21 protein-coding genes and 1 pseudogene are annotated in these 24,455 nt (G+C 66.5%); 14 read left to right on the top strand and 8 right to left on the bottom strand.

The genetic code is table 11. The features are described from left to right. The first annotated feature begins 9 nt into the window (after window positions 1–9). Window positions 10–843 (top strand): cation transporter, encoded by an 834-nt coding sequence (locus KTQ37_RS07980; RefSeq protein ID WP_236021127.1) that lies wholly within the window; start codon window positions 10–12, stop codon window positions 841–843. A gap of 68 nt (window positions 844–911) precedes the next feature. On the opposite strand, the gene KTQ37_RS07975 is transcribed toward KTQ37_RS07980, so the two are convergent. Beyond that, entirely contained in the window at window positions 912–1,607 is a 696-nt protein-coding gene (locus KTQ37_RS07975) for a fumarylacetoacetate hydrolase family protein (protein ID WP_218629975.1), read from the bottom strand. A gap of 217 nt (window positions 1,608–1,824) precedes the next feature. Between KTQ37_RS07975 and KTQ37_RS07970 the strand changes: the two genes are divergently transcribed. The 7 genes and pseudogenes from KTQ37_RS07970 (at window position 1,825) to KTQ37_RS07940 (ending at window position 12,054) form a co-directional block, all read left to right on the top strand. Continuing rightward, window positions 1,825–2,409: an ANTAR domain-containing response regulator gene (locus KTQ37_RS07970; protein ID WP_218629974.1), complete on the top strand. Its 585-nt coding sequence runs from the start codon at window positions 1,825–1,827 to the stop codon at window positions 2,407–2,409. Continuing rightward, entirely contained in the window at window positions 2,406–3,587 is a 1,182-nt protein-coding gene (locus KTQ37_RS07965; protein ID WP_218629973.1) for an ABC transporter substrate-binding protein, read from the top strand. The genes KTQ37_RS07970 and KTQ37_RS07965 overlap by 4 nt, the downstream gene beginning before the upstream one ends. Before the next feature lie 265 nt (window positions 3,588–3,852). Then, window positions 3,853–5,217 (top strand): CmpA/NrtA family ABC transporter substrate-binding protein, encoded by a 1,365-nt coding sequence (locus tag KTQ37_RS07960; RefSeq protein ID WP_218629972.1) that lies wholly within the window; start codon window positions 3,853–3,855, stop codon window positions 5,215–5,217. A 62-nt stretch (window positions 5,218–5,279) separates the two neighbouring features. Further along, a complete protein-coding gene (locus KTQ37_RS07955) occupies window positions 5,280–6,371 on the top strand; it encodes an ABC transporter permease (RefSeq protein WP_218629971.1) in 1,092 nt (363 codons plus the stop codon). Window positions 6,372–6,380: 9 nt separating this feature from the next. Next, window positions 6,381–8,048 carry an ABC transporter ATP-binding protein gene (locus KTQ37_RS07950; protein ID WP_218629970.1) on the top strand — a complete coding sequence of 556 codons (1,668 nt, stop codon included), beginning with the start codon at window positions 6,381–6,383 and terminating at the stop codon, window positions 8,046–8,048. Further along, window positions 8,048–9,352 (top strand): annotated as a pseudogene (locus KTQ37_RS07945) (NAD(P)/FAD-dependent oxidoreductase); the annotation flags it as partial. The gene KTQ37_RS07950 and the pseudogene KTQ37_RS07945, both read left to right, overlap by 1 nt. Before the next feature lie 32 nt (window positions 9,353–9,384). Next, a complete protein-coding gene (locus KTQ37_RS07940; protein WP_218629968.1) occupies window positions 9,385–12,054 on the top strand; it encodes a nitrate reductase in 2,670 nt (889 codons plus the stop codon). 4 nt (window positions 12,055–12,058) lie between these two features. Here the strand turns inward: KTQ37_RS07940 and fliP are convergent, their stop codons facing one another. Genes fliP through fliF form a run of 4 tightly spaced genes read right to left on the bottom strand, consistent with a single transcriptional unit; the run spans window position 12,059 to window position 15,279 of the window. Continuing rightward, entirely contained in the window at window positions 12,059–12,769 is a 711-nt protein-coding gene (gene fliP / locus KTQ37_RS07935; protein WP_218629967.1) for a flagellar type III secretion system pore protein FliP, read from the bottom strand. 2 nt (window positions 12,770–12,771) lie between these two features. Continuing rightward, window positions 12,772–13,044, bottom strand: coding sequence for a FliM/FliN family flagellar motor switch protein (locus KTQ37_RS07930; protein WP_218629966.1), 273 nt, complete (start codon window positions 13,042–13,044; stop codon window positions 12,772–12,774). Then, the gene (locus tag KTQ37_RS07925) at window positions 13,037–13,633 is read right to left on the bottom strand and encodes a FliH/SctL family protein (RefSeq protein ID WP_218629965.1); all 597 of its coding nucleotides are present in this window, start codon (window positions 13,631–13,633) and stop codon (window positions 13,037–13,039) included. Before KTQ37_RS07925 ends, KTQ37_RS07930 begins: the two co-directional genes overlap by 8 nt. Continuing rightward, window positions 13,630–15,279, bottom strand: a complete 1,650-nt coding sequence (gene fliF, locus KTQ37_RS07920) for a flagellar basal-body MS-ring/collar protein FliF (protein ID WP_218629964.1) — start codon at window positions 15,277–15,279, stop codon at window positions 13,630–13,632. The genes KTQ37_RS07925 and fliF overlap by 4 nt, the downstream gene beginning before the upstream one ends. A 76-nt stretch (window positions 15,280–15,355) precedes the next feature. Here fliF and KTQ37_RS07915 point away from each other — a divergent pair, with 76 nt between their 5' ends. From KTQ37_RS07915 to KTQ37_RS07890, 6 genes are all read left to right on the top strand, one after another. After that, complete coding sequence (locus KTQ37_RS07915) at window positions 15,356–15,835, top strand: flagellar basal body-associated FliL family protein (RefSeq protein WP_218629963.1); 480 nt, start codon at window positions 15,356–15,358, stop codon at window positions 15,833–15,835. A gap of 10 nt (window positions 15,836–15,845) precedes the next feature. Further along, window positions 15,846–16,202 carry a hypothetical protein gene (locus KTQ37_RS07910; RefSeq protein ID WP_218629962.1) on the top strand — a complete coding sequence of 119 codons (357 nt, stop codon included), beginning with the start codon at window positions 15,846–15,848 and terminating at the stop codon, window positions 16,200–16,202. Continuing rightward, on the top strand, window positions 16,199–16,759 hold the full coding sequence (locus tag KTQ37_RS07905) for a MotE family protein (protein ID WP_218629961.1): 561 nt from the start codon (window positions 16,199–16,201) through the stop codon (window positions 16,757–16,759). Before KTQ37_RS07910 ends, KTQ37_RS07905 begins: the two co-directional genes overlap by 4 nt. 60 nt (window positions 16,760–16,819) lie before the next feature. After that, on the top strand, window positions 16,820–17,689 hold the full coding sequence (motA, locus tag KTQ37_RS07900) for a flagellar motor stator protein MotA (protein WP_218629960.1): 870 nt from the start codon (window positions 16,820–16,822) through the stop codon (window positions 17,687–17,689). Then, window positions 17,686–19,821: a hypothetical protein gene (locus KTQ37_RS07895; protein WP_218629959.1), complete on the top strand. Its 2,136-nt coding sequence runs from the start codon at window positions 17,686–17,688 to the stop codon at window positions 19,819–19,821. Before motA ends, KTQ37_RS07895 begins: the two co-directional genes overlap by 4 nt. A gap of 66 nt (window positions 19,822–19,887) precedes the next feature. Then, a complete protein-coding gene (locus KTQ37_RS07890) occupies window positions 19,888–22,200 on the top strand; it encodes a Tex family protein (protein WP_218629958.1) in 2,313 nt (770 codons plus the stop codon). Here KTQ37_RS07890 and cobS read toward each other — a convergent pair. From cobS to cobU, 3 genes are read right to left on the bottom strand one after another with little or no spacing between them, the layout of a single operon-like run. Further along, a complete protein-coding gene (gene cobS / locus KTQ37_RS07885) occupies window positions 22,197–22,940 on the bottom strand; it encodes an adenosylcobinamide-GDP ribazoletransferase (RefSeq protein WP_218629957.1) in 744 nt (247 codons plus the stop codon). The genes KTQ37_RS07890 and cobS overlap by 4 nt on opposite strands. Continuing rightward, window positions 22,937–23,941 (bottom strand): nicotinate-nucleotide--dimethylbenzimidazole phosphoribosyltransferase, encoded by a 1,005-nt coding sequence (gene cobT / locus KTQ37_RS07880; RefSeq protein WP_218629956.1) that lies wholly within the window; start codon window positions 23,939–23,941, stop codon window positions 22,937–22,939. Before cobT ends, cobS begins: the two co-directional genes overlap by 4 nt. Continuing rightward, entirely contained in the window at window positions 23,941–24,444 is a 504-nt protein-coding gene (gene cobU / locus KTQ37_RS07875) for a bifunctional adenosylcobinamide kinase/adenosylcobinamide-phosphate guanylyltransferase (protein WP_218629955.1), read from the bottom strand. Before cobU ends, cobT begins: the two co-directional genes overlap by 1 nt. Window positions 24,445–24,455 lie beyond the last annotated feature (11 nt).

Below are 24,455 nucleotides of genomic sequence, written 5' to 3'. Positions count from 1 at the left end.
GGAGGTCGAATGAGTCACGTGATACGCTACCGGGTGACCGGGATGGATTGCCCCTCCTGCGCGGCCAAGATCGAAAAGGCGGTGCGGTCGGCCGGTGTCGATGAGGTTACAATCTCGACCGCGACGCAGATCCTCGCGCTGGACCTTGGGCTAGATGACGCGCGGCTGCCAGCGGTCGAGCGCGCGATCGGCGAGGCCGGATATCACCTGGACCGGATTGCCGCCGCGACAGGCGACCGGATCGGCGACGTCGCGCCGCATACCACGGCTGCCTATCGTCGAGCGCTTTGGATCGTGATCGTGCTGAACGTCGGTTACGGCGTGATCGAGATGGTGGGCGGGTTTCTGACCGGCTCGCAGGCGCTCAAGGCCGATGCGCTCGACTTTCTCGGGGATGGGCTGATCACCTTCCTTGGCGTGCTCGCCATCGGTTGGAGCCTGCTTTGGCGCGCGCGCTCGGCGCTGGTGCAGGGCGTGTTTCTGGCGGTGCTTGGCTTGGGGGTGACGGGCAACACGCTCTGGCGGGTGTTCTCGCAGCAACCCATCGAGGCGGGTCTGATGGGGGTCCTGGCCTTCATCGCACTGGCCGTGAACATCTCGGCGGCGCTTGTGCTGATCCCGCATCGGGCGGGGGATTCGAACGTGCGCGCCGTCTGGCTGTTCTCGCGCAATGACGCGATCGGGAATGCGGCCGTGGTTGTGGCCGCCGGGATGGTGGCGGTGACGGGTTCGGGCTGGCCCGATCTGATCGTGGCCTTCGCCATCGCGGGCCTGTTTCTGCATTCCGCCTGGGTGATCATCCGCGATGCGCGACGCGATATCGCGGATGCGCGTCGACACTGAGGACGAAGCCCTCGGGCAAGTCGCGCAGGGGCGCCGCGCGGGCGGGCCCGTCAGGGCGCTCGCGGCGGTTACCCCACCGCAATGTTCAGCAAGACCGGGCTCAGCCCGTCAATCCGGCCTTCCAGCCGGTCGCCCGGCGCCACGGCGCCCACACCTGCGGGCGTTCCGGTATAGATCAGATCGCCCGGCCCAAGATGATAAAGCCCGGACAGATGGCTGACCAGATCGGTCACAGACCAGACCATAGCCGACAGGCGCGCACCCTGGCGCAGCGCCCCGTTCAGGGTCAGGCTGATGCGCTGCGCTCCGACGGGGCCAAAGTCCTCGGCACGTGTGATCGGCCCGATCACCGCCGAGCGTTCGATATCCTTGCCGGTATCCCAGGGGCGGCGCTTGGCCTTGGCCGCGTCCTGCAGATCGCGCCGGGTCATGTCGAGCCCGCAGGCATAGCCGAAAATCGCCGCCTGCGCCGCCTCGAGCGAGGCGCGAAAGACCGGAGCGCCAAGCGCGATCACCAGTTCCATCTCGTAGTGGTAGTTTGCGGTCCCCGGCGGATAGGGTTGCGTTGCGCCCGAAGGCTCCAGCGCGTCGAGCGATTTGGTGAAGTAGAACGGTGCCTCGCGATCCACCTCGGCGCCCATTTCCTTGGCGTGCTCGGCGTAATTGCGGCCGACGCAGAAGATGCGCCGCACCGGGTAAAGCGCAGACTCGCCGTTGACCGGCACGGTGCGCGGCGCGGGGGCGGGGAACAGTAGCTCGGTCATCGGTCTCTCCGGGTCGGCAAGTTGTATGCGCATGATTGGCAGTGAAACCCCGGATGGGGAAGGGGGAGGGCGATTCCTCCGCAGCCCATGTTTTGCGCGTATCGATGAAAAGGGGGGCAGATTGCCGATTTGGCAGATGGCGGGCAGCGCGTGCGGCGGGGCGCAGCTTGTCAAACCTCGGCCGGTGCACGACCCAACTAGCAAACAGAGGTGCCCCATGCCCCGACCGCTTTCCATTGTCGTCGTCGAGAAAGACCGTGAACGCGCCCTGATGATCGTTGATGGGTTGCGCGAGGCGGGCGAGCACGATGTCGTCGTGATCGGCGACGAAAGCAGCCTTGCGCGCCGCATCGCCGCGCGAAACCCCGACCTTGTGCTGATCGACCTCGCCTCGCCCTCGCGCGATATGCTTGAGGAGTTGGCGCTGGCAACCTCGCCGATGGATCGCCCCGTCGCGATGTTCGTCGATCGCACCGATGGCGGCATGACACAGGCCGCGATCGACGCGGGGGTGTCGGCCTATGTGGTGGACGGGCTGCGCCCCGAGCGGATCAAGCCCATTCTCGATGCGGCCATCGCGCGCTTCCAGATGGTGCAGAAGATGCGCGCCGAGTTGGCCGCCACCCGCCGCGCGCTGGAGGAGCGTAAGATCATCGACCGCGCCAAGGGGCTTTTGATGCGCGCCCGCAACGTGGGCGAGGATGAGGCCTATGCGCTGATGCGCAAGACGGCCATGGCGCAGGGCAAGAAGATCGCCGATGTGGCCCAGGCCTTGGTGACCGCGGCGGAGTTGCTCAAATGAATGTCATTCCGCTTCGCCTTGGCTATCTGCCGCTTGTCGATGCTGCGCCGCTGTTCATCGCGCAGGCCCTCGGCTTTGCCGAGCAGGAGGGCCTTGACCTGAGCCTGCACAGCGCACCGTCCTGGTCGGCGCTGCGCGACATGCTGGCCATGGGGATCGTGGACGGGGCGCAGATGCTGGCGCCGGTTCCGGTCGCGATGGCGCTTGGGTTGGGGGCCGCGCGGACCCGGTTTGACGCGTTGCAATTGCTCAATGCCAATGGCGACGTGATCGGCGTATCCGAGCCGCTGGCCGAGCGGATGCGCGCCGAGGGGTTCGCCTTCGACTTCACCGATGCCCATTCGGCGGGCCGCGCGCTGCTGCAAGCTGCGGGGGGGCGGCTGCGCATCGGCGTGCCTTTCCCCTTCTCGATGCATACCGAGCTTGTGCATTACTGGCTTGAGAACCTCGGCCAGCCGCTTCCCGAACTGCTTGAGATCCGCACCGTGCCGCCCGCGCTGATGCCGCAGGCGCTTGAGGCGGGCGAGATCGACGCTTTCGCCGTAGGCGAGCCCTGGGGCTCGCACGCGGTCGAGCTTGGTGTGGGCACGCTGCTGCTGCCAGGCTCGGCGATCTGGTCCTTTGCCCCCGAGAAGGTTCTGGCGGTCCGGCGTGGCTGGGCCGACGCGAACCCCGACCTTGCCGGGCGCATGATGCGCGCGGTCTGGCGCGCCTGCCGCTGGATCGGCGCGCCCGAGAACCGCTTTCTGGTCTCCGACATCCTCTCGGCACCGGGGCGCTTGCCAATCTCGGCCGAAGTCATCGACCGCGCGGTCTCGGGGCGCCTGATCATCTCGCGCAGCGGCGAAGAGCGCGAGGTGCCCAACCTCATCGAATTCTTCGAGGGCGCCGCGAACTTCCCCTGGCGCAGTCAGGCCGCCTGGATCGGCATGCGTCTGGCGGCGCGCCACGGGCTGAACCAAGTCTGGGCCGCGCGGGTCGCGGGCGAGGTGTTCCGTGCCGATCTTTACCGCCAGCACCTGCGCGACGCGGGCGCCGATCTGCCCGGCGCCTCGGAGAAGCTGGAAGGTGCATTGGCTATGCCGACCCCCGTTGCCTCGGAGCGCGGCAGCATGATTCTGCCCGCCGATCGCTTCTTCAATCGCCGCGTTTTTGACCCATCGGAGCCGGCGCGATGAAAAATTCAGCAGCTTTTCGGAGTCGGTCGAAAAACTTTTGCTGCATGGCAGCATCGCTCTGATCCGGCGTTGACGCTGCGCTGCAGCACGCAAATGATTGGATCAAAGCAGCGGGGCAACGATGTCCCGAAGCCCACAGATCCCCGACGCCGGGGATACCGAACAAAGCCGTTCGATCAGGTCTTCCCCTCTCCCCCCGAGAAGACCGGTTGAGCGGTTTTTTCTTTTTCCTCCCACGACGGGCAAACAACACGACAGGGATGACATGAAACGTTTTGCTTCGCTCTTGCTGACCACCACCCTTCTGGCCGCGCCCGCCTGGGCCTTCGATGTCGAGAAGGACGAACTGACGCTTGGCTTCATCAAGCTGACCGATATGGCCCCGCTGGCCATCGCCAAGGAAAAGCACTTCTTCGAGGATGAGGGGCTCTATGTCACCCTCGAGGCCCAGTCGAACTGGAAGGTTCTGCTGGACCGCGTGATCTCGGGCGAGCTTGATGGCGCGCATATGCTGGCAGGCCAGCCGATTGCCGCGACCATCGGCTACGGCACCCAGGGCGACGTGATCACCCCCTTCTCGATGGACCTCAATGGCAACGGCATCACCGTCTCGAACGAGATCTGGGAGATGATGAAGCCCTATGTCGAGATGGACGCCGAGGGCAAACCCGTACACCCGATCTCGGCCGCCGCGCTCAAGCCGGTGATCGAGAAGTTCCGCGCCGAGGGCAAGCCCTTCAACATGGGCATGGTGTTCCCGGTCTCGACCCATAACTACGAGCTGCGCTACTGGCTGGCGGCTGGCGGCATCAACCCCGGCCTTTACAGTCCCGAGGATGTCTCGGGCCAGATCGGCGCCGAGGCTCTGCTGTCCGTCACGCCCCCGCCGCAGATGCCCGCGACCCTCGAGGCCGGCACGATCTATGGCTATAGCGTGGGCGAGCCGTGGAACCAGGCTGCCGTGTTCAAGGGCATCGGCGTGCCGGTCGTGACCGACTACGAGATCTGGAAGAACAACCCCGAGAAGGTCTTCGGCATCACCGCGAAGTTCAACGAGGAGAACCCCGAGACCGTCAAGGCGCTGACCCGTGCGCTGATCCGCGCCGCCGAGTGGCTCGATGCGGGAGGCAACGCCAACCGCGCCGAGGCGGTCGAGATCCTTTCGCGTCCCGAATACGTGGGCGCCGACGCCGAGGTGATCGCGAACTCGATGACCGGCACCTTCGAGTATGAAAAGGGCGACAAGCGCGACGTTCCGGATTTCAACGTGTTCTTCCGCTACAACGCGACCTTCCCCTATTACTCGGACGCGGTCTGGTATCTGACGCAAATGCGCCGCTGGGGCCAGATCGCCGAGGCCAAGCCCGACGCCTGGTATGACGAGACCGCCAAGAAGGTCTATCGCCCGGATATCTACCAGGCAGCCGCGCAGTCGCTGATCGACGACGGCATTATCGCCGCCGACCAGTTCGACTTTGACGATGACGGCTATCGCGAGCCGACCCCGGCCGCCGACATCATCGACGGCGTCGCCTATGACGGAAAAGCGCCCAACGCCTATCTCGACAGCCTCACCATCGGCCTGAAAGGCGCCGAGCTCGTCGAGGGCGGCGAGATCGTCTCCAACTAACTCCGGCGGGCGCCTTCTTTGGGGCGCCCCTCTCCAGAATCTCTCTCAGTCAGGACATGAAAATGACCGCCATTGACCCCATTGCCACCAACGCCGCCGGAGCGAACGCGCGCGAAGACCGCCGGGCCAAACGGTTTGCCCGGATCACCAAGCTTGACGGCTGGTTCAAGGTTCTGGGCCTGCCCTGGCTGACGCCGATCCTGCGCCTGATTGCGGGCGACAATCCGCGCAACCAGATTAAGGATGTCTGGCGGCTTCTGGGTGTGCCGCTCGTGGCCATCGTGGCCTTCATTTCGGCCTGGTCGGCGCTCGCGCCGATGGTGCAGACCTCGCTCGGCGCCATTCCCGGCCCCGCGCAGGTCTGGGAGCAGGTCGGCGTCCTGCATCAGGATGCTATCTCAGAAAAACAGAAAGAGGCAGATTTCTACGCCCGTCAGGACGAGCGCAACGCCCAACTGGTGGCCGATGGCAAGGCCGACAAGGTGAAAGAGCGCGTCTATACCGGCAAGCCCACCTATTACCAGCAGATCTGGACTTCGATCCAGACGGTGTTCTTCGGCTTCCTGATCGGCACCGCCGTGGCCGTTCCGCTCGGGATCGTCGCTGGTCTTTCGCCCACCGCCAATGCCGCGATCAACCCGCTGGTGCAGGTGTTCAAGCCGGTCTCTCCGCTCGCCTGGCTGCCGATCGTGACCATGGTCGTCTCGGCGGTCTATGTCGGCGGGGACGGCGCCTTCTCGAAAAGCTTCATCATCTCGGCCGTCACCGTGACGCTCTGCTCGCTCTGGCCGACGCTGATCAATACCTCGCTGGGTGTGGCCTCGATCGACAAGGATCTGGTCAACGTCTCGAAGGTGCTCAAGCTCAGCGCTTGGAAGAAGATCACCCGCCTCGTGCTGCCCTCGGCCCTGCCGCTGATCTTCACCGGTCTTCGCCTCAGCTTGGGCGTGGGTTGGATGGTGCTGATCGCCGCCGAGATGCTGGCGCAGAACCCGGGCCTTGGAAAATTCGTCTGGGACGAATTCCAGAACGGCTCCTCGCAGTCGCTGGCGCGGATCATGGTTGCGGTTTTCACCATCGGCATCATCGGCTTCCTGCTCGACCGTGTGATGTTCGCGCTGCAGTCGCTCTTCACCTTCACGAACAACCGCTGAGGTGCGCCGATGTCCTTCCTCGAACTGAAGAACGTCTCGAAAAGCTACGGCGAGGGCGACAATGCCACCCATGTTCTCAAGAACATCTCGCTGAGCGTCGAAGAGGGTGAGTTCCTGGTGGTGCTCGGCTTCTCGGGCACCGGGAAGACCACGCTGATCAATCTGATCGCCGGGCTGGAACTGCCCAATCGCGGTGAGGTCATCTTCAAGGGCGCCCCGGTCACCGGCCCGGGCCCCGAGCGGGGGCTGGTGTTCCAGTCCTACGCGCTGATGCCCTGGCTGACGGTTGAAGGCAACATCGCGCTGGCCGTCGAGGCCGTGCATGGCAAGAAGACCAAGCAAGAGCGCGCCGCGATCGTGGCGAACTGCATCAAGATGGTGGGGCTGAGCCACGCGGTCGATCGCCGTCCGGCGGAGCTGTCGGGCGGGATGCGCCAGCGGGTCGCCGTGGCCCGTGCGCTGGCGATGCAACCCGAGGTTCTCCTGATGGACGAGCCGCTCTCGGCGCTGGATGCGCTGACCCGCGCCAATGTCGCCGCCGAGATCGAGCAGATCTGGGAAGCCGACCGCCGCACCGCTATCCTGATCACCAATGACGTGGACGAGGCGCTGGTGCTTGCCGACCGCATCGTCTGCCTCAACCCCGATGGCACCCTGGGTGAGGTCTTCAAGGTCGACCTGCCGCGTCCGCGCGACCGCTCGGCGATGAACGAAGACCCGACCTTCATGCATCTGCGCGCCGCCGTCACCAGCTACCTGATGGACGTGGGTATCCAGGGCAAGACCGAAGAAACCCGCCGCCTGCCGAACGTCACGCCGCGCCATGCGATGGTGCCCAAGGCCTATGAGGAGGCCTCGGCCGCGCAAAGCTTTGCCGAAGAGCGCTACCTGCAATATTCGCAGCTGCACAAGATCTACGCGACGCCGAAAGGCCCGCTGACGGTGGTCGAGGACTTCAACCTGACCGTGAAGAAGGGCGAGTTCATCAGCCTGATCGGTCACTCGGGCTGCGGCAAATCCACTGTGCTGACGATGACGGCGGGTCTGAACTCGATCTCGAAAGGCGCGGTCAAGCTTGACGGTATCCACGTCGAGGGCGCAGACCCCGAGCGCGCCGTGGTGTTCCAATCGCCCAACCTCTTCCCTTGGCTGACCGCCAAGGAAAACGTCGCGATCGGCGTGGACAAAGTTTATCCCAAGGCCGCGCAGGCCGAGCGTCAGGAAGTCGTTGAATACTACCTTGAGCGCGTCGGTCTGGGCGACAGCATGGACAAGCCCGCCTCGGATATGTCGAACGGCATGCGCCAGCGCGTCGGCATTGCGCGGGCCTTTGCGCTCTCGCCCAAGCTGCTGCTGCTCGACGAGCCCTTCGGGATGCTCGACAGCCTGACGCGGTGGGAACTGCAGGAAGTGCTGATGGAGGTGTGGTCGCGCACCAACGTCACCGCCGTCTGCGTGACCCATGACGTGGACGAGGCGATCCTGCTGGCCGACCGCGTGGTGATGATGACCAACGGCCCCCGCGCCACCATCGGCAAGATCACCGAGGTCAACCTGCCGCGCCCGCGCACCCGCAAGGCGCTGCTCGATCACCCGGATTACTACCACTACCGCCAGGAAGTGCTCGATTTCCTCGAGGAATATGAACACGGCGCGCATAAGAAGGATGCCGCGTGATGGCGCAGAGGCTTGTCGTCATCGGAGCCGGGATGGCCTCGGGGCGGATGCTCGAACATCTGTTCGACGAAGCCCCGGGCGCCTATGAGGTCACGCTGTTCAACGCCGAGCCGCGCGGCAATTACAACCGCATCATGCTCTCGCCCGTGCTCTCGGGCGAGAAGACCTACGAAGACATCGTCACTCATGACGACGCCTGGTATGAAGCGCAGGGCGTGACCTGCCGCTTTGGCGAGAAGGTCACCGCGATCGACCGCGCCGCCAAGGTGGTGATGGGCGAGAACGGGCCGGTTTCCTACGACAAGCTGGTGATTGCCACGGGTTCGACCCCGTTCATCATCCCGATGCCGGGGCATGATCTGAAAGGCGTCATCGCCTATCGCGACCTTGAAGACACCAATGCGATGATCGGCGCGGCTGCGCGCGGCGGCAAGGCCGTGGTCATCGGCGGCGGTCTTCTGGGCCTTGAGGCGGCGGCCGGTCTGAAGATGCGCGGCATGGATGTGACCGTGGTGCATATCATGGGCCACCTGATGGAGCGCCAGCTTGACCCCGCCGCGGGTGCGCTGCTGCGCCACGCGCTGGAGGATCGCGGTATCGAGGTTCTGTGCGAGGCGCAATCCGAGGCTATCCTGGGTGAAGACGGCCATGTGCGCGCGCTGAAGTTGCGCGCCGGGCGCGAGCTGCCCTGCGATATCCTTGTGATGGCTGTGGGCATTCGCCCCAATATCGCACTGGCGCAACAGGCGGGGCTTGCCTGCGGGCGCGGTATCCAGGTCGATGATGCGCTTGTCACCTGCGACCCGGATATCTTCGCGCTTGGGGAATGTATCGAGCATGACGGCCAGATCTTCGGTCTTGTCTCGCCGCTTTACGATCAGGCCAAGGTGCTGGCCGCGACCCTGCGCGGCGAGGCGGCCGCCTATGTCACGCGCGAGGTTTCGACCAAGCTCAAGGTCACCGGCTGCGATCTCTTCTCCGCGGGCGATTTCGCCGAAGGGCCGGGGCGCGAGGACATCGTCTTCCGCGATCCGGGCCGTGGCATCTACAAACGACTGATCCTTGAGGGAGAGCGGCTTGTCGGTGCGGTGATGTATGGCGACACCGCCGACAGCAACTGGTTCTTCGGCCTGATCAAGGAGCGCGCCGATATCTCGGCCATGCGCGACACGCTGATCTTCGGCCCCGGTTTTCAGGGAGGCGATACAGCGGACCCTCGGGTGGCCGTTGCAGCCTTGCCGCGTAGCGCGGTGGGCGGCGACGGCCTTCCCCAGACACAGATCGCCAAAGCCGCTCCCGGCGGCTTTACCCAAGCGTTCCTTCGGAGTGCCCAAAGATGAATATTCGTCCCGCCCGCGTTCGCCCCGCCCGAATGGATGCCGCGTCGATGACGCGCTCGACATGCCCCTATTGCGGGGTTGGCTGCGGCGTGCTGATCGGGCGCGATGAAAGCGGGACGGTCGTGGTCAAGGGCGACCCGGAGCATCCGGCGAATTTCGGACGCCTGTGCTCGAAAGGGACCGCGCTGGCCGAGACGATCTCGCTTGATGATCGCCTGCTGGCGCCCCGGATCAACGGGCGCGAGGCAGAATGGGACGAGGCGCTGGCCCTTGTGGCCGAGCGTTTCAGCGAGGTCATCGCCAATCACGGGCCGGATGCGGTGGCGTTCTACGTCTCGGGTCAGTTGCTGACCGAGGATTACTACGTCGCCAACAAGCTGATGAAAGGCTTCATCGGTTCTGCGAATATCGACACGAATTCAAGGCTTTGTATGGCATCCTCGGTGGCGGGGCATCGCCGCGCCTTCGGCACGGACACCGTGCCGGGCCTCTATGAGGATCTGGAAGAGGCCGACCTCGTGGTGCTGACGGGCTCGAACCTCGCCTGGTGCCACCCGGTGCTCTACCAGCGTCTGGTTGCGGCCAAGGCCGCCCGCCCCGAGATGAAATTCGTCGTCATCGACCCGCGTCGCACGGCGACCTGCGACATTGCCGATCTGCACCTGCCCATCGCCTCGGGCGGAGATGCGGCGCTGTTCAACGCGCTTCTGGCCGCGATCGAAACGCGCGGTGCCGTGGACCGCGCCTATCTGGACCACGTGAACGGCTTCGATGAGGCGCTGTCTGCCGCGCGGGCCTCAGACCCGGCGCTGAGCGGGCTGAGCGATGAACAAATCGCGGCCTTCTGCGATCTGTGGATCGGCACCGAAAAGGTCGTCACCGTCTATAGCCAGGGGATCAACCAAAGCTCCTCGGGGAGCGATAAGGTCAATGCGATCCTCAATTGCCATCTGGCGACAGGCCGCATCGGCAAGGCGGGGATGGGGCCGTTCTCCGTGACCGGTCAGCCCAACGCCATGGGCGGGCGCGAGGTTGGCGGGCTGGCCAATATGCTCGCCTGTCACATGGATATCGAGAACCCCGCCCATCGTGCCGCCGTGCAGGGCTTCTGGCAGGCGCCGACCATCGCCGACAAGCCGGGCCTCAAGGCGGTGGATATGTTCCGCGCCGTGGCTGAGGGCAAGATCAAGGCGATCTGGATCATCCACACCAACCCGGTCGTGTCGATGCCCGATGCCGATGCGGTGCGCGCCGCGCTTGAGGGCTGCGACTTCGTTGTCGTCAGCGATGTGACCGACCGGACGGATACCGCGAAGCTGGCGCATGTCCTGCTGCCCGCCACCGCCTGGGCCGAGAAGGAAGGAACCGTCACCAATTCGGATCGCACGATCAGCCGCCAGCGCCGTGTGCTTCCCGCCCCAGGGCAGGCGCGGCACGACTGGCGCATCCTGGCCGATGTCGCCCACCGCATGGGCTGGGACGCCGAATTCAGCTGGACGCTGACTTCCGAGGTGTTCGCCGAATATGCCGCGCTTTCGGGTGTCGCGGGTGCGCAGGGCGTGGATTTCGATATCTCGGATCTGGCCGGAATCACACCGTCGGAATACGCGGCGCTTGCACCGTTCACCTGGCCGCAGGGGCCAGCGAAGAAGGGTGGCCGGTTCTTTGCAGAGGGGCAGTTCCACACCCCCGACGGCAAGGCGCGGATGCTGCCTATCGTTCCGCGTGCGCCGCAAAGCGCGCCCTCGGTGGAATATCCCTACCGTTTGAATACCGGTCGCACGCGCGATCAGTGGCACACCATGACGCGCACGGCCAAATCCGCGCGGCTGAACCAGCACCTGGGCGAACCTTATCTTGAGATCCATCCGCTTGACGCCGACTCGCTCGGGCTTGGCCCGGCGGACCTGGTCGAGGTGACCTCGCCCGAGGGCCGTGCGGTGCTGCGCGTTCTGCTGTCAGACGCCGTTCGCCCCGGCGAGGTTTTCGCGCCGATGCACTGGACGGCCGAAACCGCCTCGGCCGCGCGGATCGACGCGCTGGTCAAGGCGGTGACCGATCCGGTCTCGGGCCAGCCCGAAAGCAAGGCCTCGGTTGTTGCGCTGAAGCGATTTGCCGCCAGCTGGTATGGCTTTGCCGTCGGCGGCAAGGACGAACCCGCACCCGACGCGCCCTATTGGACGCGACTGCGGTCTTCGAGCGGCTGGCGGATGGAACTTGCCGGAACCGAGGCGCCCGAAGATTGGGTGGCCTATGCGCGCACCCTGTTCAACCTGCCGCAGGCCGAGGTCGCGACGGTGCTTGACCCCGCGCGGGGCGGGGCGCGGATCGCCTTCCATAAAGACGGCCGCCTGCTTGCCGCGCTGTTCGTCGGGCGTGAGCCGATCGCGCTGGCGCGCACCCATATCGTTGCGCGTGTCGGGGCCGAGAATGCGGCCTCCGTTCTGGCCGGGCGCCCCGGTGCCGATGCCCCCGATCCGGGGCCGACAATCTGCGCCTGCCTGAACGTGGGGCTGAACCAGATCCGCGAAGCGATCGAGACCGGCCGCGCGCTGACTGTTCAGGCATTGGGCGAGGCGCTTGGCGCGGGCACCTCCTGCGGATCGTGCCGCCCAGAACTGGTGGCCCTGATCACGCGCTTCCGCCTGCCTGAAGTGGCAGAGTAAGGCGTCAAAAATAGCTGCGCACCAGCGCGTCCGAGATCAGCACCCAGCCGTTCGCGACGACGAAGAAGGCCAGTTTGAAGGGGAGCGCCACCACGGCAGGCGGCACCATCATCATGCCCATCGACATCAGGATCGCCGAGACCACGAGGTCGATGATCAGGAAGGGCAGGAAGACGAGAAAGCCGATCTCGAAGGCGCGGGTGATTTCGGACAGCATGAAGGCCGGGACCAGCATCGACAGCGGCGCGGATTGCGCCTCGCCCTCAAAAGACGTGCCCTCGCGCAGTTGCGCCAGCGAGCCGAGCGTCTCAAGGTCGGTGCGATGCGCCATGAAGCCGCGAAACGGTGCGATCCCGCGTTCGAGCGCCGGGCCAAGCTCCAGCGTGCCCGCGACCAGAGGCTCGACCCCCTGGCGCCAGCTTTCCATGAAGACAGGCTCCATGATGAACCAGGTCAGGAACAGTGCGAGGCTCACGATCAGCATATTGGGCGGCGATTGCTGCAACCCCATCGCCTGGCGCAGGATCGAAAGGACCGTCACGATGAAGGGAAAGCAGGTCACCATGATCGCCAGCCCCGGCGCAAGGCTGAGCAGAGTGATCGCCGAGATCAGCAGGATCGAGCGCTGCGCGAGGCTCTCGCCGCCAAGCGACAGGCTGATCTCCTGCGCCGAGGCGGGAGAGGCCAGCATCAGAAAAAGCAGCACCCACCGCATGCTCAGAGCCCGTTTTGCAGATCGATGACCTCGGTCAGGCGGACGGCGAGCTGACCGCCCTCGGTCTCGGTCAGCTCGCCCCGCGCGATCAGCTTGTCACCCACGAACAGCTCGACCGGGTCTTCGACGCGGCGGTCGAGCGGCAGAACCGTTTCACGCTTCATCCGCAGCAGGTCGCGGATCAGTGGCCGGGCGCGGCCGACCGAGATCGTGATTTCGATCGGAACCTGGGTGAAAGGGTTTCCGGGGGCGTCGGGCGTGGCCGCGTTATCCATGCGGGGTGTCCTCATGCTGGGTATTCAGATAGGTGGCGACGGCTTCCCCGATCAGGGCGATGACGCCATCGAGGTCGATCCGTGTCTCGGCCTCTCCCATTCGCAACTGCACCTGTCCGCCGCTCAGCAGAGGGTCGGGCAGGAAGGTCAGAGGCAGACCGGCGATCGTGCCGATTGCTTCGCGCACATCGGGCAGGGCGTCGGGGTTGGCGGTGACCGTGATTGGCGCCGCTGCTTGCTCGGCTGCCAGCGGCATCAACTGCTCGGCCACGATCGGGGCGAGCGTCTGGCGCACGATCGCGGGCAGGACCTTCGCGGTCATGCCGGTCAGCAGGGGTTGCATCGCCGCCAACAGATGCTGGCGCGCTTCCTGAAAGCCGAAGGCCATATCCTGCAGGCTCTGCGCGATCTCGCCCAGGAACTTCGCGTGCTCCTTGTCCTGCGCGGCCGAGGCGTCATCCCAGCCTGCGGCATAGCCTTTTTCGAAGGCCGTCAGGCGCAGCTCCTCAAGCTCGACTGGGCTCAGAGAGAACTGTTCCGGCGCTTCCCCGACCGGTTCGAAGGACTGAAGTGCGAGGCGCGAGGTCATCCGGTTGGCTCCTTGTCATCCATCCAGTTGCGCAGGATCTCGACAGTCTCGGTCTGCCGCTCCTCGATCAGGCGCTTGAGGCGGGTCACCGGGTCTTCGGGTACGGCGTCGGGCGGCTCGCGCGTGATCGCCAGATCGCGGCGCGCGACGTCCTGCACCGGGCGCGCATCGGCCCCCTGCATCTCTTCGTCGGCTATCTCTCCGGTCAACGCCGCTGGCGCCGAGCCACGTGCTAGCACGGGCACTCCCGGCGCCGGTTCACGCGGCGGCTGCATCAGGATCGGGCGCAGAACGAACATACCAAGACCCAGGACAACGACGGCCAGAACCGCAAGCTGGATCGTCTGCATCATGTCCAACCCGCCGGCGAAAAGCCCGCCGCCGGCCTCGGTGCCAGCAACCGTCAGCGGCTCGAAGGCCATCGAGCGCAGGGTGATGACGTCTCCGCGCGCCTCGTCGAACCCCACCGCCGAGGCGACCAGCGCGCGCAGCGCTTCCAACTCTTCGTCCGGGCGGGGTTGCCATTGCGGGGCGCCGTTGCCGTCGAGGGTTTCGACGCCATCGACCAGCACCGCCACGCTCAACCGCCGGATCGCGCCGGGGCTGCGCAGCACCTCGCGCGTTGTTTCCGACACTTCGTAATTCGTGCGCTCGCGCGTCTCGGAGGCGTTGCTTTGCGACCGGCCACCCACCGCCGCGTCACCTTCAGGCAGGTTCGAGGCCACGGTCACCGCGCCCGCCTTGCTGTCATTGGCACTATTCGCGCGCTCCTCGGTATCGGTCGAGATGGCGACGCGCCCGTCAGGGTCAAAGCGGCGCTCAGTGATCGCCTCGCGCTCGGTCACGGTCTCGACCGACAGTTCGACAACCGCATTGCCGTAACCCACGAGCGCCTCAAGCAGGCGCTCGACATTGCGCTTCAACTCGGCCGCCCGGTCCTCGCCGCCCTGCGCGCCGCTATCCTCCTCGCCCGAGGCGATCAGCCCGCCCGCGCCATCGATGACCGAGACATCCTCGGGGCGCATCCCGGCCACCGCCGAGGCGACGAGGTAGCGCAAGGCCTTTGCGTGCTGCGCGGACAGACCCCCTGTGGCGGTCTGGATGGTCACCGAAGCGGTCGGATGCAGATCCTTGCGGAAGGATTGCGCGGGGGGCGCGGCGATATGCACGCGCGCCACACGAATCGCGGGGTTCGATACGATGGTACGGGCCAGTTCACCCTCTTTTGCGCGCCAGTAGGCGGCGTCGAACATCTGCGAGGTGGTCCCGAACCCTGAAAGCGAATCGAGCAGTTCGTATCCTGCGCCGCCGGTCGCGGGCAGCCCCTCGGCGGCCAGGGTCATGCGCAGTTCGTCGCGTCGTGGTGCCTCGACATAGATCGAATCGCCGCGCACCTCATAGAGCGCGCCGCGCTGCTCGAGCGCGCTGACGATCTCGCCCGCCTGCGCGCCTTCGAGCCCCGCGTAAAGCAACGCCATCGCGGGTTTCGAGGCCATGGCAGACAGGCTCAGAACCGCTGCGAAGACAAGGGCCGTAATGCCGCCCACGATGATGCGACGGCTTGTGTCGAGGGCCTGCCAGACGGTCAAGAGCTGTTGCAAGACGCACCTCCGCTGCGTGGGCTTCTGCCCGGTCGTCCGGAGCATCCTTCGGCGATTGCCCTTAATAATCGGTTAGTTGCTGCGGGGTTATAGCCAGGGAGGACACGACACGGGGTTTGCCATGGCCGAGACCGACACCGCCGGGGAGGAAACCCCGAAGAAGAGATCGAAACTGCCGCTCCTGATCGGGCTTGTGCTGATGCTCGGGCTCGGAGGCGGGGCGTTCTACGCGGTCTATTCCGGCCTGATTCTCGGCGCGCCTCACACCGCCGAGCCGCCTGGCGAGACCCCTGAGGCACTGCCCGAGGTGGTCTTCGTGCCGCTCGATCCGATGGTGGTTTCCCTGGGTGGAACCGCCGCGCGGCACCTGCGGTTCAACGCGCAGCTGGAGGTGCCGCTGGCCTACCAGGCCGATGTCGAGCACCTCAAGCCGCGGGTGATGGATGTTCTGAACGGCTATTTGCGCGCGGTCGACGTGGCCGAACTGGAAGACCCGACAGCGTTGATCCGGCTGCGCGCGCAAATGCTGCGCCGGGTGCAGATCGTTGTGGGCGAGGGCCGGGTGCGCGACCTGCTCGTCATCGAATTCGTGCTGAACTGAGGAGACCGCGATGGAGTTTATCTCGGATATGTTGCTGGGGCTCGCGGCGCTTGGGGCGGGGATCTACTGCATCGTCCTGTCGCGGCGTTTGCAGCGTTTCAACCGGCTCGAATCGGGGATGGGGGGCGCCATCGCGGTGCTTTCGGCGCAGGTCGATGACATGACGCGGGCGCTGCAAAATGCGCAGGCGACGGCCTCAGCCTCGGCCGAGCAGCTTTCGGCCCTGACGCTGCGCGCCGAACAGGGCGCCGAGCGGCTGGAGCTGATGCTGGCCTCGCTGCACGATCTGCCAGGCGCAGAGGGCGAGGGGCGCCGCCACCGGGTCGCGCGCCGTCGCGCGCGTGGCGATCTGGAGGGCGCGGAATGACCGCCCGGCGGCGCGGCAAGGCGGCGCGCGGGGGGCTCGCCTTCATCGCGGTCCTGTTCCTTGGGTCTGCGTTGATCCGGTTCGGGGTCGGTGTCGGTGCCGCTTTCGCCCGCGCCCCCGCCGAGGCCGCGTCGGAGTGTCCGGCTGATGGCGGCGCCATGGCGTTGCTCGCGGATCTGCGGGCGCGCGAGCAGGGGCTCATCGAACGGGAGGGGCGTTTGGCGGATCGCGAACAGGCCCAGAACCTTGCGCAGCAGGCGATTGAGGAGCGCCTGGCGGATCTGATCGCCGCTGAAGAAAAGCTCGCGCGCACCGTCGCGATCGCGGATGGCGCCGCCGAAGAGGATGTCGCGCGGCTCATCACGCTTTACGAGAACATGAAACCGAAAGAGGCCGCGCCCCTGTTCGCCGAGATGGCGCCGGAATTCGCTGCCGGCTTCCTGGCGAGGATGCGCCCCGATGCGGCGGCGGCGGTGCTGGCGGGGCTGGAGCCGAAGACCGCTTACACGATCAGCGTCGTTCTGGCGGGGCGCAATGCCAATGCACCGAAAAACTGACCGAGGCAGGCCTTTCTTAATCCTGCCGGGGCAGGATCGCGCAAACGATGGAGTCCGCGCATGATCGGGATAATCGGCATCGTCATCATCTTTGCCATGGTGTTCGGCGGCTATGTCGCAGCCGGCGGCAAGATGGGGATCATCCTCAAATCCCTGCCCTTCGAGATGATCATGATCGGGGGGGCGGCGGCGGGCTCGTTCGTGCTGTCGAACGACACCGCCGCGATCAAGCACACGCTGAAATCGGTCGGCAAGGTGTTCAAGGGGCCGAAGTGGAAACCCTCGGATTACCGCGATCTGCTGTGCCTGCTGTTCGAGTTGATCCGGCTGGCACGGCAGAACCCCGTCGCGGTGGAGGAGCATATCGAGGCGCCCGAGGCCTCGTCGATCTTCGGTCGCTATCCCAAGATCGCGCATGACCACGAGGCGGTCGATCTGATCTGCGACACGCTGCGCTCGGCTTCGATGAATTACGACGATCCGCATCAGGTCGAAGAGGTGCTCGAGAAGCAGCTTGAGGCGAACTACCACCACGCGATGCATTCAAGCCATGCTATGCAGTCCGTGGCCGATGCGATGCCCGCGCTTGGTATCGTCGCGGCGGTGCTTGGGGTGATCAAGACCATGGGCTCGATCGACCAGCCGCCCGAGATCCTGGGCAAGATGATCGGTGGCGCCTTGGTGGGCACGTTTCTGGGCGTGTTTCTGGCCTACGGGTTCATCGCGCCCTTCGCGACCCGAATCAAGGCGGTCATCGACGAGGACAGCCATTTCTACAAGCTGATCCGCGAGGTGCTGGTGGCCAATCTGCACAACCACGCCACCAATATCTGCATCGAGGTCGGGCGCCAGAACACGCCGCATCACATCCGCCCGAGTTTCTCGGAACTCGAAGATGCGCTGAAGGCCGTGAAGGCGGAGGCAGCATGATCCGCACGGCCTTGATCGCGCTTGTGCTGGCGCTGGCCTCGTCGGCCTTGGCAGAGCCAGTGGCGGTGCGCTCGGGCGAGCATGAGGGGTTCACGCGGCTGGTGTTTCCCCTTCCGTCGGGGATGGGGTGGGGGCTCGATCATGCGGACGGCGTCTACACGCTGCGCCCAGATGGCCCGGTCGATGGCTATGATCTGAGCGCGGTCTTTCGGCTGATCCCGCGCACCCGCGTTACCGATGTGGCTGCGCTTCCCGGCAGATCGGATGTCTCGATAAGCGTGGCCGAGGGTGTGGAGGCCACCGCGTTCGAGACCGCGGATGGCGCCGTTGTGATCGACTTTCGCGAGGCGCCTGAGCCGCATGTCGCTCCGTTTCCGCGCCCTGCTCTGCCGTCCTATTCCGAACGGTTTCGGGCGTTTGAGGCCCCCGGCAGGTCGGAACTGCCCGAACCCGCCCTCGCCCTGCCGCAACCAGATCGCCGCATCCGCGCCGCCGAAGAGGATCTGCTGCGCCAGATCGGGCGAGCCGCGTCGCAGGGGCTGATCCATGTTGACCCTGCGGCGATGCGCCTGCCCGAGATACCCGTTGCCCCGCCACAGCCCCCGGCGGAGATCGGCGACCATCTCGCGCTGCATTCCGAAACCGCGTTCGATCGCGCCGGGGTCGGCCCCTCGGATCAGCCGATGGTTTCCGACCATGGTGAGAGCTGCCTGCCTGACGGGTTGTTCGATGCGGCGGCCTGGCTTGATGACAGGCCCCCGGCCGAGCAGATCGCCGCGGCGCGCAACGGCCTTCTGGGCGAGTTCGACAAGCCGCAGCCCGATCAGGTCGTGGCCCTGGCGCGGGTCTATGTCGCGCTTGGTTTCGGGGCCGAGGCGCGTTTGCTCTTGCGCTCGCTCGCGGCGCCAAGCGACACGACGCGCGCGCTCGAATTCATGGCAGCGGTGGTTGAGGATCTGCCACGCCCCGACGCAAAAGCGATCCTGACGATGGGGAAGTGCAACGGCAAGGTCGCGCTTTGGGCGCTGCTTGGTGCGCGCGGCACACCGTCGCGGTGGGATTACGATCTGGGGGCGGTATTGCGCGCCAATGCCGCGCTGCCGCCGGGATTGCGCACCGTGATTGCGCGGCGGCTTGCCGATCGGCTGATCGCGCTTGGTGCCGAGGATGCCGCGCAGGCGGTTTGGAAGGCGCTCGAACGCGCCCCGGCCGAGGTTTCGGCGCCGCTCGGGCTGATCGGTGCGCAGCTTGGCGAGATGCCCGAGAGCAAGCTGGTCGAGTTGATGCGGAGCAATCAGGAAAGCGCGGTCGATGCGCTGATCCAGCTTGTCGAGGGGCGCTTTGCGAGGGGTGAGGCGATGGATGACGGCACCATTTCGCAGGCCGAGGCGCTGGCGGTTGAGCTGCTGCCCTCCGCAAAGGGGGTTGCCGTTTTGCGCGCGCAGATCCTCGGGCTTGGTTCGGTCGGACGGTTCGATCCGGCCTTTGCCGCGCTCGCTGGCTGGCCCGAAGCGACCGACGAGACGTTGCGCGTTACAACCACCGCCGATCTGATCGGACAATTGTCCGATGTGCCCGACGATGCCCTGTTCCTGCGCGCTTTCTATGCGCAGCGGGCCATGATTGAGGCGGCCGAACTGCCAAAGGGCACACGCCTGCACCTTGCCGAGAGGTTGCTCGATCAGGGGTTTGCTCCGGCTGCACGGGCGAGTTTGGGGGCGCTCGGTCAGGTCGAAGAGGGGCGCCTGCTTTTGGCGCGCGCGGCGCTGCAGGATGGCGATGGCCCGGCGGCGCTGGCGCATCTTGGGGCGCTCGACGGTGCACAGGCGTCGGGCTTGCGCGCGCAGGCAGCGGCGCTGATGGGGCAGTATGCGCTGGCGCGCAACGCCTTCATGCAGGCGGGCGATACGGATGGTGCGCGTGCGGCCGCCTGGCGCAGCGCCGACTGGGATGCGGTTGCGCAAGAGGGAACCGAGGCGCAGCGGCAGTTGCTGGCGCTTTACTCAGACACGCCAAGTGCCGAGGACGGACCGCTGGCGGCCTCGCGCGCGCTGCTAGCGCGCAGCCGCGCCGAGCGCGCGGCTTTCGCTGCGCTGATGGAGAGTTTCTCAGCCCCGCAGGCGCAGCCCTGATCTGCCCTCTTGGCCCGGCCGCCGCCGCCCGCTAAGAAGGCTGCCCAGCCAGCCGGGAGGACAGCCTTGGAAACCGAACAGCGCATTGCCCAGACCATCGCCAAAGACATCGGCGCGCGCCCCGAGCAGGTCCGCGCCGCGACCGCCCTGCTGGACGAAGGTGCGACCGTTCCGTTCGTTGCGCGTTACCGCAAGGAAGTCACCGGGGGGCTGGATGACACGCAACTGCGCCTGTTGGCCGAGCGCCTCGGCTATCTGCGCGAGATGGAGGCGCGGCGCGCGGCGATCCTCAAGTCGATCTCCGAGCAGGACAAGCTGACCGACGAGCTTGCGCGTCAGATCCAGCAGGCCGAGACCAAGGCGGCGCTGGAGGACATCTACCGGCCCTACAAGCCCAAGCGCCGCACCAAGGCGATGATCGCGCGGGAAAACGGGCTTGGCCCGCTGGTCGAGGCGATCCTCTCTGACCGCGCCGCAGACCCGGAGGCGCTGGCCGCAAGCTACCTGTCCGAGGCGGTGCCCACGGTCAAGGATGCCCTGACCGGCGCGCGCGACATCGTGGCCGAGGGCCTGACCGAGAACGCCGCGCTTCTGGGCGATCTGCGTGCCTTCCTGCAGAAAGAGGCTCTGCTGACGGCAAAGGTCATCGCCGGGCAGGAAGACAAGGGTGCCAAGTTCTCTGACTATTTTGACCATCGCGAGCGGTGGGCGGATGTACCCTCGCACCGTGCGCTGGCGATGCTGCGGGCCTCGAACGAAGGGGTCGTGACGCTGGACATCGCCCCCGACGAAGAGGGCGTCGCGCGGGCCGAGGCGATGGTCGCCGCGGCGCTTGAGGCGCGCGGCACCGGCAAGGCCGATGCTTGGTTGCGGGCTGCGGCGGGCTGGACCTGGCGCGTCAAGCTGAGCCTGTCGATGATGCTTGACCTGCTAGGCGATCTGCGCGGCCGGGCACAGGATGAGGCCATTCAGGTTTTCGCCCGTAACCTCAAGGATCTGCTGCTGGCCGCACCGGCAGGCGCGCGCCCGACGCTTGGCCTAGACCCCGGAATCCGCACCGGCGTCAAGGTCGCCGTGGTCGATGCGACCGGCAAGGTGGTCGAGACGACGACGGTCTATCCGTTCCAGCCCAAGAACGATCTGCGCGGCGCACAGGCGGCGCTGATGACACTGATCGCGCGCCACGGGGTCGAGCTGATCGCCATCGGCAACGGCACAGCCAGCCGCGAGACCGAACGCATGGTGGCCGATCTGATCCGCGCGCTGCCCGCCTCCGTCAAGGCGCCGACCAAGGTGGTGGTGTCCGAGGCCGGGGCCTCGGTCTATTCGGCCTCGGAACTGGCGGCGCGTGAATTCCCCGACCTAGACGTGAGCCTGCGCGGCGCCGTGTCGATCGCACGGCGCCTGCAAGACCCGCTCGCGGAACTGGTGAAGATCGAGCCGAAGTCGATCGGTGTCGGCCAGTATCAGCATGACGTCGATCAGCACCGGCTTGGGCGCTCGCTTGAGGCCGTGGTCGAGGATGCGGTGAACGCGGTGGGTGTGGATCTCAACACTGCCTCGGCGCCGCTTCTCGCGCATGTCTCGGGCCTTGGGCCGGGGCTGGCCGAAGCCATCGTGGCCCATCGCGACGCGAACGGCGCCTTTGCCGCGCGGCGCGATCTGCTGAAGGTCGCGCGCCTTGGCCCCCGCGCGTTCGAGCAATGCGCGGGCTTTCTGCGTATCCGCGACGGGGCCGAGCCGCTCGATGCCTCGGCCGTCCACCCCGAGGCCTATGACGTCGCCCGCCGCATCGTGAAGGCCTGCGGGCGCGACATTCGCGCCCTGATGGGCGACAGCGCGACGCTCAAACGCCTGCGCGCCGAGGATTTCGTTGATGCAAGCTTCGGCCTGCCAACCGTGCGCGACATCCTGTCCGAACTGGAAAAACCCGGCCGCGACCCGCGCCCGAGCTTTGTCACCGCGACCTTCACGGATGGCGTCGAGGAGATCACCGACCTCAAACCGGGCATGGTGCTGGAAGGCACCGTCACCAATGTCGCGGCCTTTGGCGCCTTCGTCGATATCGGAGTGCATCAGGACGGGCTGGTTCATGTCAGCCAGCTGGCCGACCGTTTCATCAAAGACCCGCATGAGGTGGTGAAAGCGGGCGACGTGGTGAAGGTGCGCGTGACCGAGGTGGACGTGCCGCGCAAGCGCATCGGCCTGACCATGCGCAAGGACGGCGGCACCAGCGCCAAGGAGGACCGCGCCGCGCGGGATGCCAACAAGGGCGCGCCCAAGGGCAAGGCGCCGCGTGGGCCGATGCAGGCCGGTCCGAAGGGTGGCGATACCGGTGCGTTCGGCGCGGCGCTGCTCGATGCGTTGAAAAAGCGCTAGGCGCGGGCGGCGAGGGTCAGGAGCGCGCCGATCTCGGCCAGTTGCTGCGCGGTGCCCAGAACGTCGCCGGTCTGCCCACCGATCTTGCGCCGGGCGAGGGCGGCGAGGCTGAGGCCGAGCACGATCTGAACGGCGATGGCCGCGCCCATGCCGGGAACGGCCAGTGCGGGTAGCACTGCGATCACGGCGGCGATGATCGCGGCACGGGCGGTGACGCCACTGGCTGCGCGGCCAAGCCCGTCACTGCGGGCGGGCGGCATCGCGGCCAACAGCGCGGCAGAGGCCACGCGGCTGGTCATCGCAACGGCAATAATCGCAAGCCAAGGGTGGGCTGTTGTTGCCAGCAGGCTGAGCGCCTGCCAGCGCAGCCCGACCGACAGGATCAGGCCAAGCGTGCCATAAGAGCCGATGCGGGAGTCGCGCATGATCTCCAGCCGCCGGGCGGGGTCATGGCCGCCCCAGAACCCGTCGCAGACATCGGCCAGACCGTCCTCGTGCAGCGCGCCGGTTGCGGCGATCTGCGCCGCCAGCGCAAGCCCCGCCGCCAGCATGGGCGGCAGCCCAAGCGCCAAGGCGCCGCTTAGAACAACCGCAGCAATCGCACCCACCGCCAGCCCGGCCAGCGGAAAGGCCCAGGCACTGGCGCCCATCGAGGGCGCGGGCTCGGGCAGGCGTCCGGCGGGCAGCCGCGTGAGCAGCATCACCGCCAGTTGCACCTGTCCAAGCGCCGCGCGGATCATGCCTCGGAGACCCCCGCCTCACCGAAGGTGGCCATGCCGTTGTGGCACTCCAGCGCCGCGCGCAGGATACCAAGCGCCAGTGCCGCGCCCGAGCCTTCGCCAAGGCGCATGTCGAACTCGACGATGGCTTTCTTGTCGATGGCGGCCAGCAGGCGGCGGTGGCCCGGCTCGGCCGAGGCATGGCCGACCACGCAATGATCAAGCAGGCGCGGATCGGCGGCATGCAGGGTCGCGGCGGCGGCGGTGCAGATGAAGCCATCAAGGATCACCGGAATACGCGCGGCGCGCGCCGCGAGAACCGCACCGCAGATCGCCGCCTGTTCGCGCCCGCCAAGGGCGGCCAGCGTTGCCATGGCGTTCTGACCGCCGTGCAGCGCAAGGCCCTTCTCGATAGCCACGATCTTGCGGCGAATCCCTTCCGCGTCCGAGCCGGTGCCCGGCCCGACCCAATCGGCAGGCGTCGCGTCGAACAGCGCCGAGGTGAGCGCCGCCGCGATCGTCGAGTTACCGATGCCCATCTCGCCCAGGATCAGCACATCGGCGCCGCTGTCCACCGCTGCCGCGCCACGGTTCATCGCGTCGAGCGTTTCGGCCTCGGTCATCGCGGGGCCGGTGGTGAAGTCGGCCGTGGGATTGTCCAGATCGAGCGCGACCACGCTCAGATCGGCGCCATTCGCGCGGCAAAGCTGGTTGATCGCCGCGCCGCCATGTTCGAAATTCGCCACCATCTGCGCGGTCACGGCCTGCGGATAGGGGTTCACGCCCTGCGCGCAAATGCCATGGTTGCCGGCAAAGACCAGCGCCTGCGCCTTGGTGATCGCCGGGCGGTCGGTGCCGCGCCATTCGGCCATGAACAGCGCCAGTTCCTCAAGTCGGCCAAGCGATCCCGGGGGCTTGGTCAGGCTATTTTGCCGGGCAAGGGCAGCAGCGCGGGCGGCGGCATCGCCGGCGGGCAGGGTGTTTGCCAAGGTGGCGATCTGGGACAGGGACTCGAAGCGCATCACTTTACTTTCAGTGGCAGGCCCGCGACGGCAAGCGTGACTTCGTCCGCCACTGCCGCGACCCATTGGTTAAGAAGACCCGCGGCATCGCGGAAGTCTCGGGCAAGCTTGTTTTCGGGCACGATCCCGGCGCCGATTTCATTGGTGACCAGAACCACGGGGCTGGCTTGCCGGGGCAGGGCCGCGACCAGTTCGCGCCCCGCCGATTGCCAGTCATGGCCGCCTAGCATCAGGTTTGTCAGCCACAGTGTCAGACAATCGACCAGTCGCGGCTGGCCCTCGGTCAGGCTGAGCGCGCCGACCAGATCGAGCGGTTCGGCATGGGTCACCCATTCCGCGCCGCGCCGTTCCTGATGCGTTGCGATGCGCTTTTCCATTTCGCTGTCAAAGGCTTGGGCGGTCGCGATATAACTGGCCGGGCGCCCGAATGCGAGCGTCCGCTCCTCCGCGATACGGCTTTTGCCCGAGCGGGCGCCGCCAGTGACCAGAATGATGCGAGTCATCGTGCCTCTTG

It is taken from the genome of Sedimentimonas flavescens, assembly GCF_019264375.1.
GTDB lineage: Bacteria > Pseudomonadota > Alphaproteobacteria > Rhodobacterales > Rhodobacteraceae > Rhodobacter > Rhodobacter flavescens.
The sequence above is the reverse complement of the archived record's forward strand: the minus strand, read 5'-3'. Positions and strand labels throughout refer to the sequence as shown.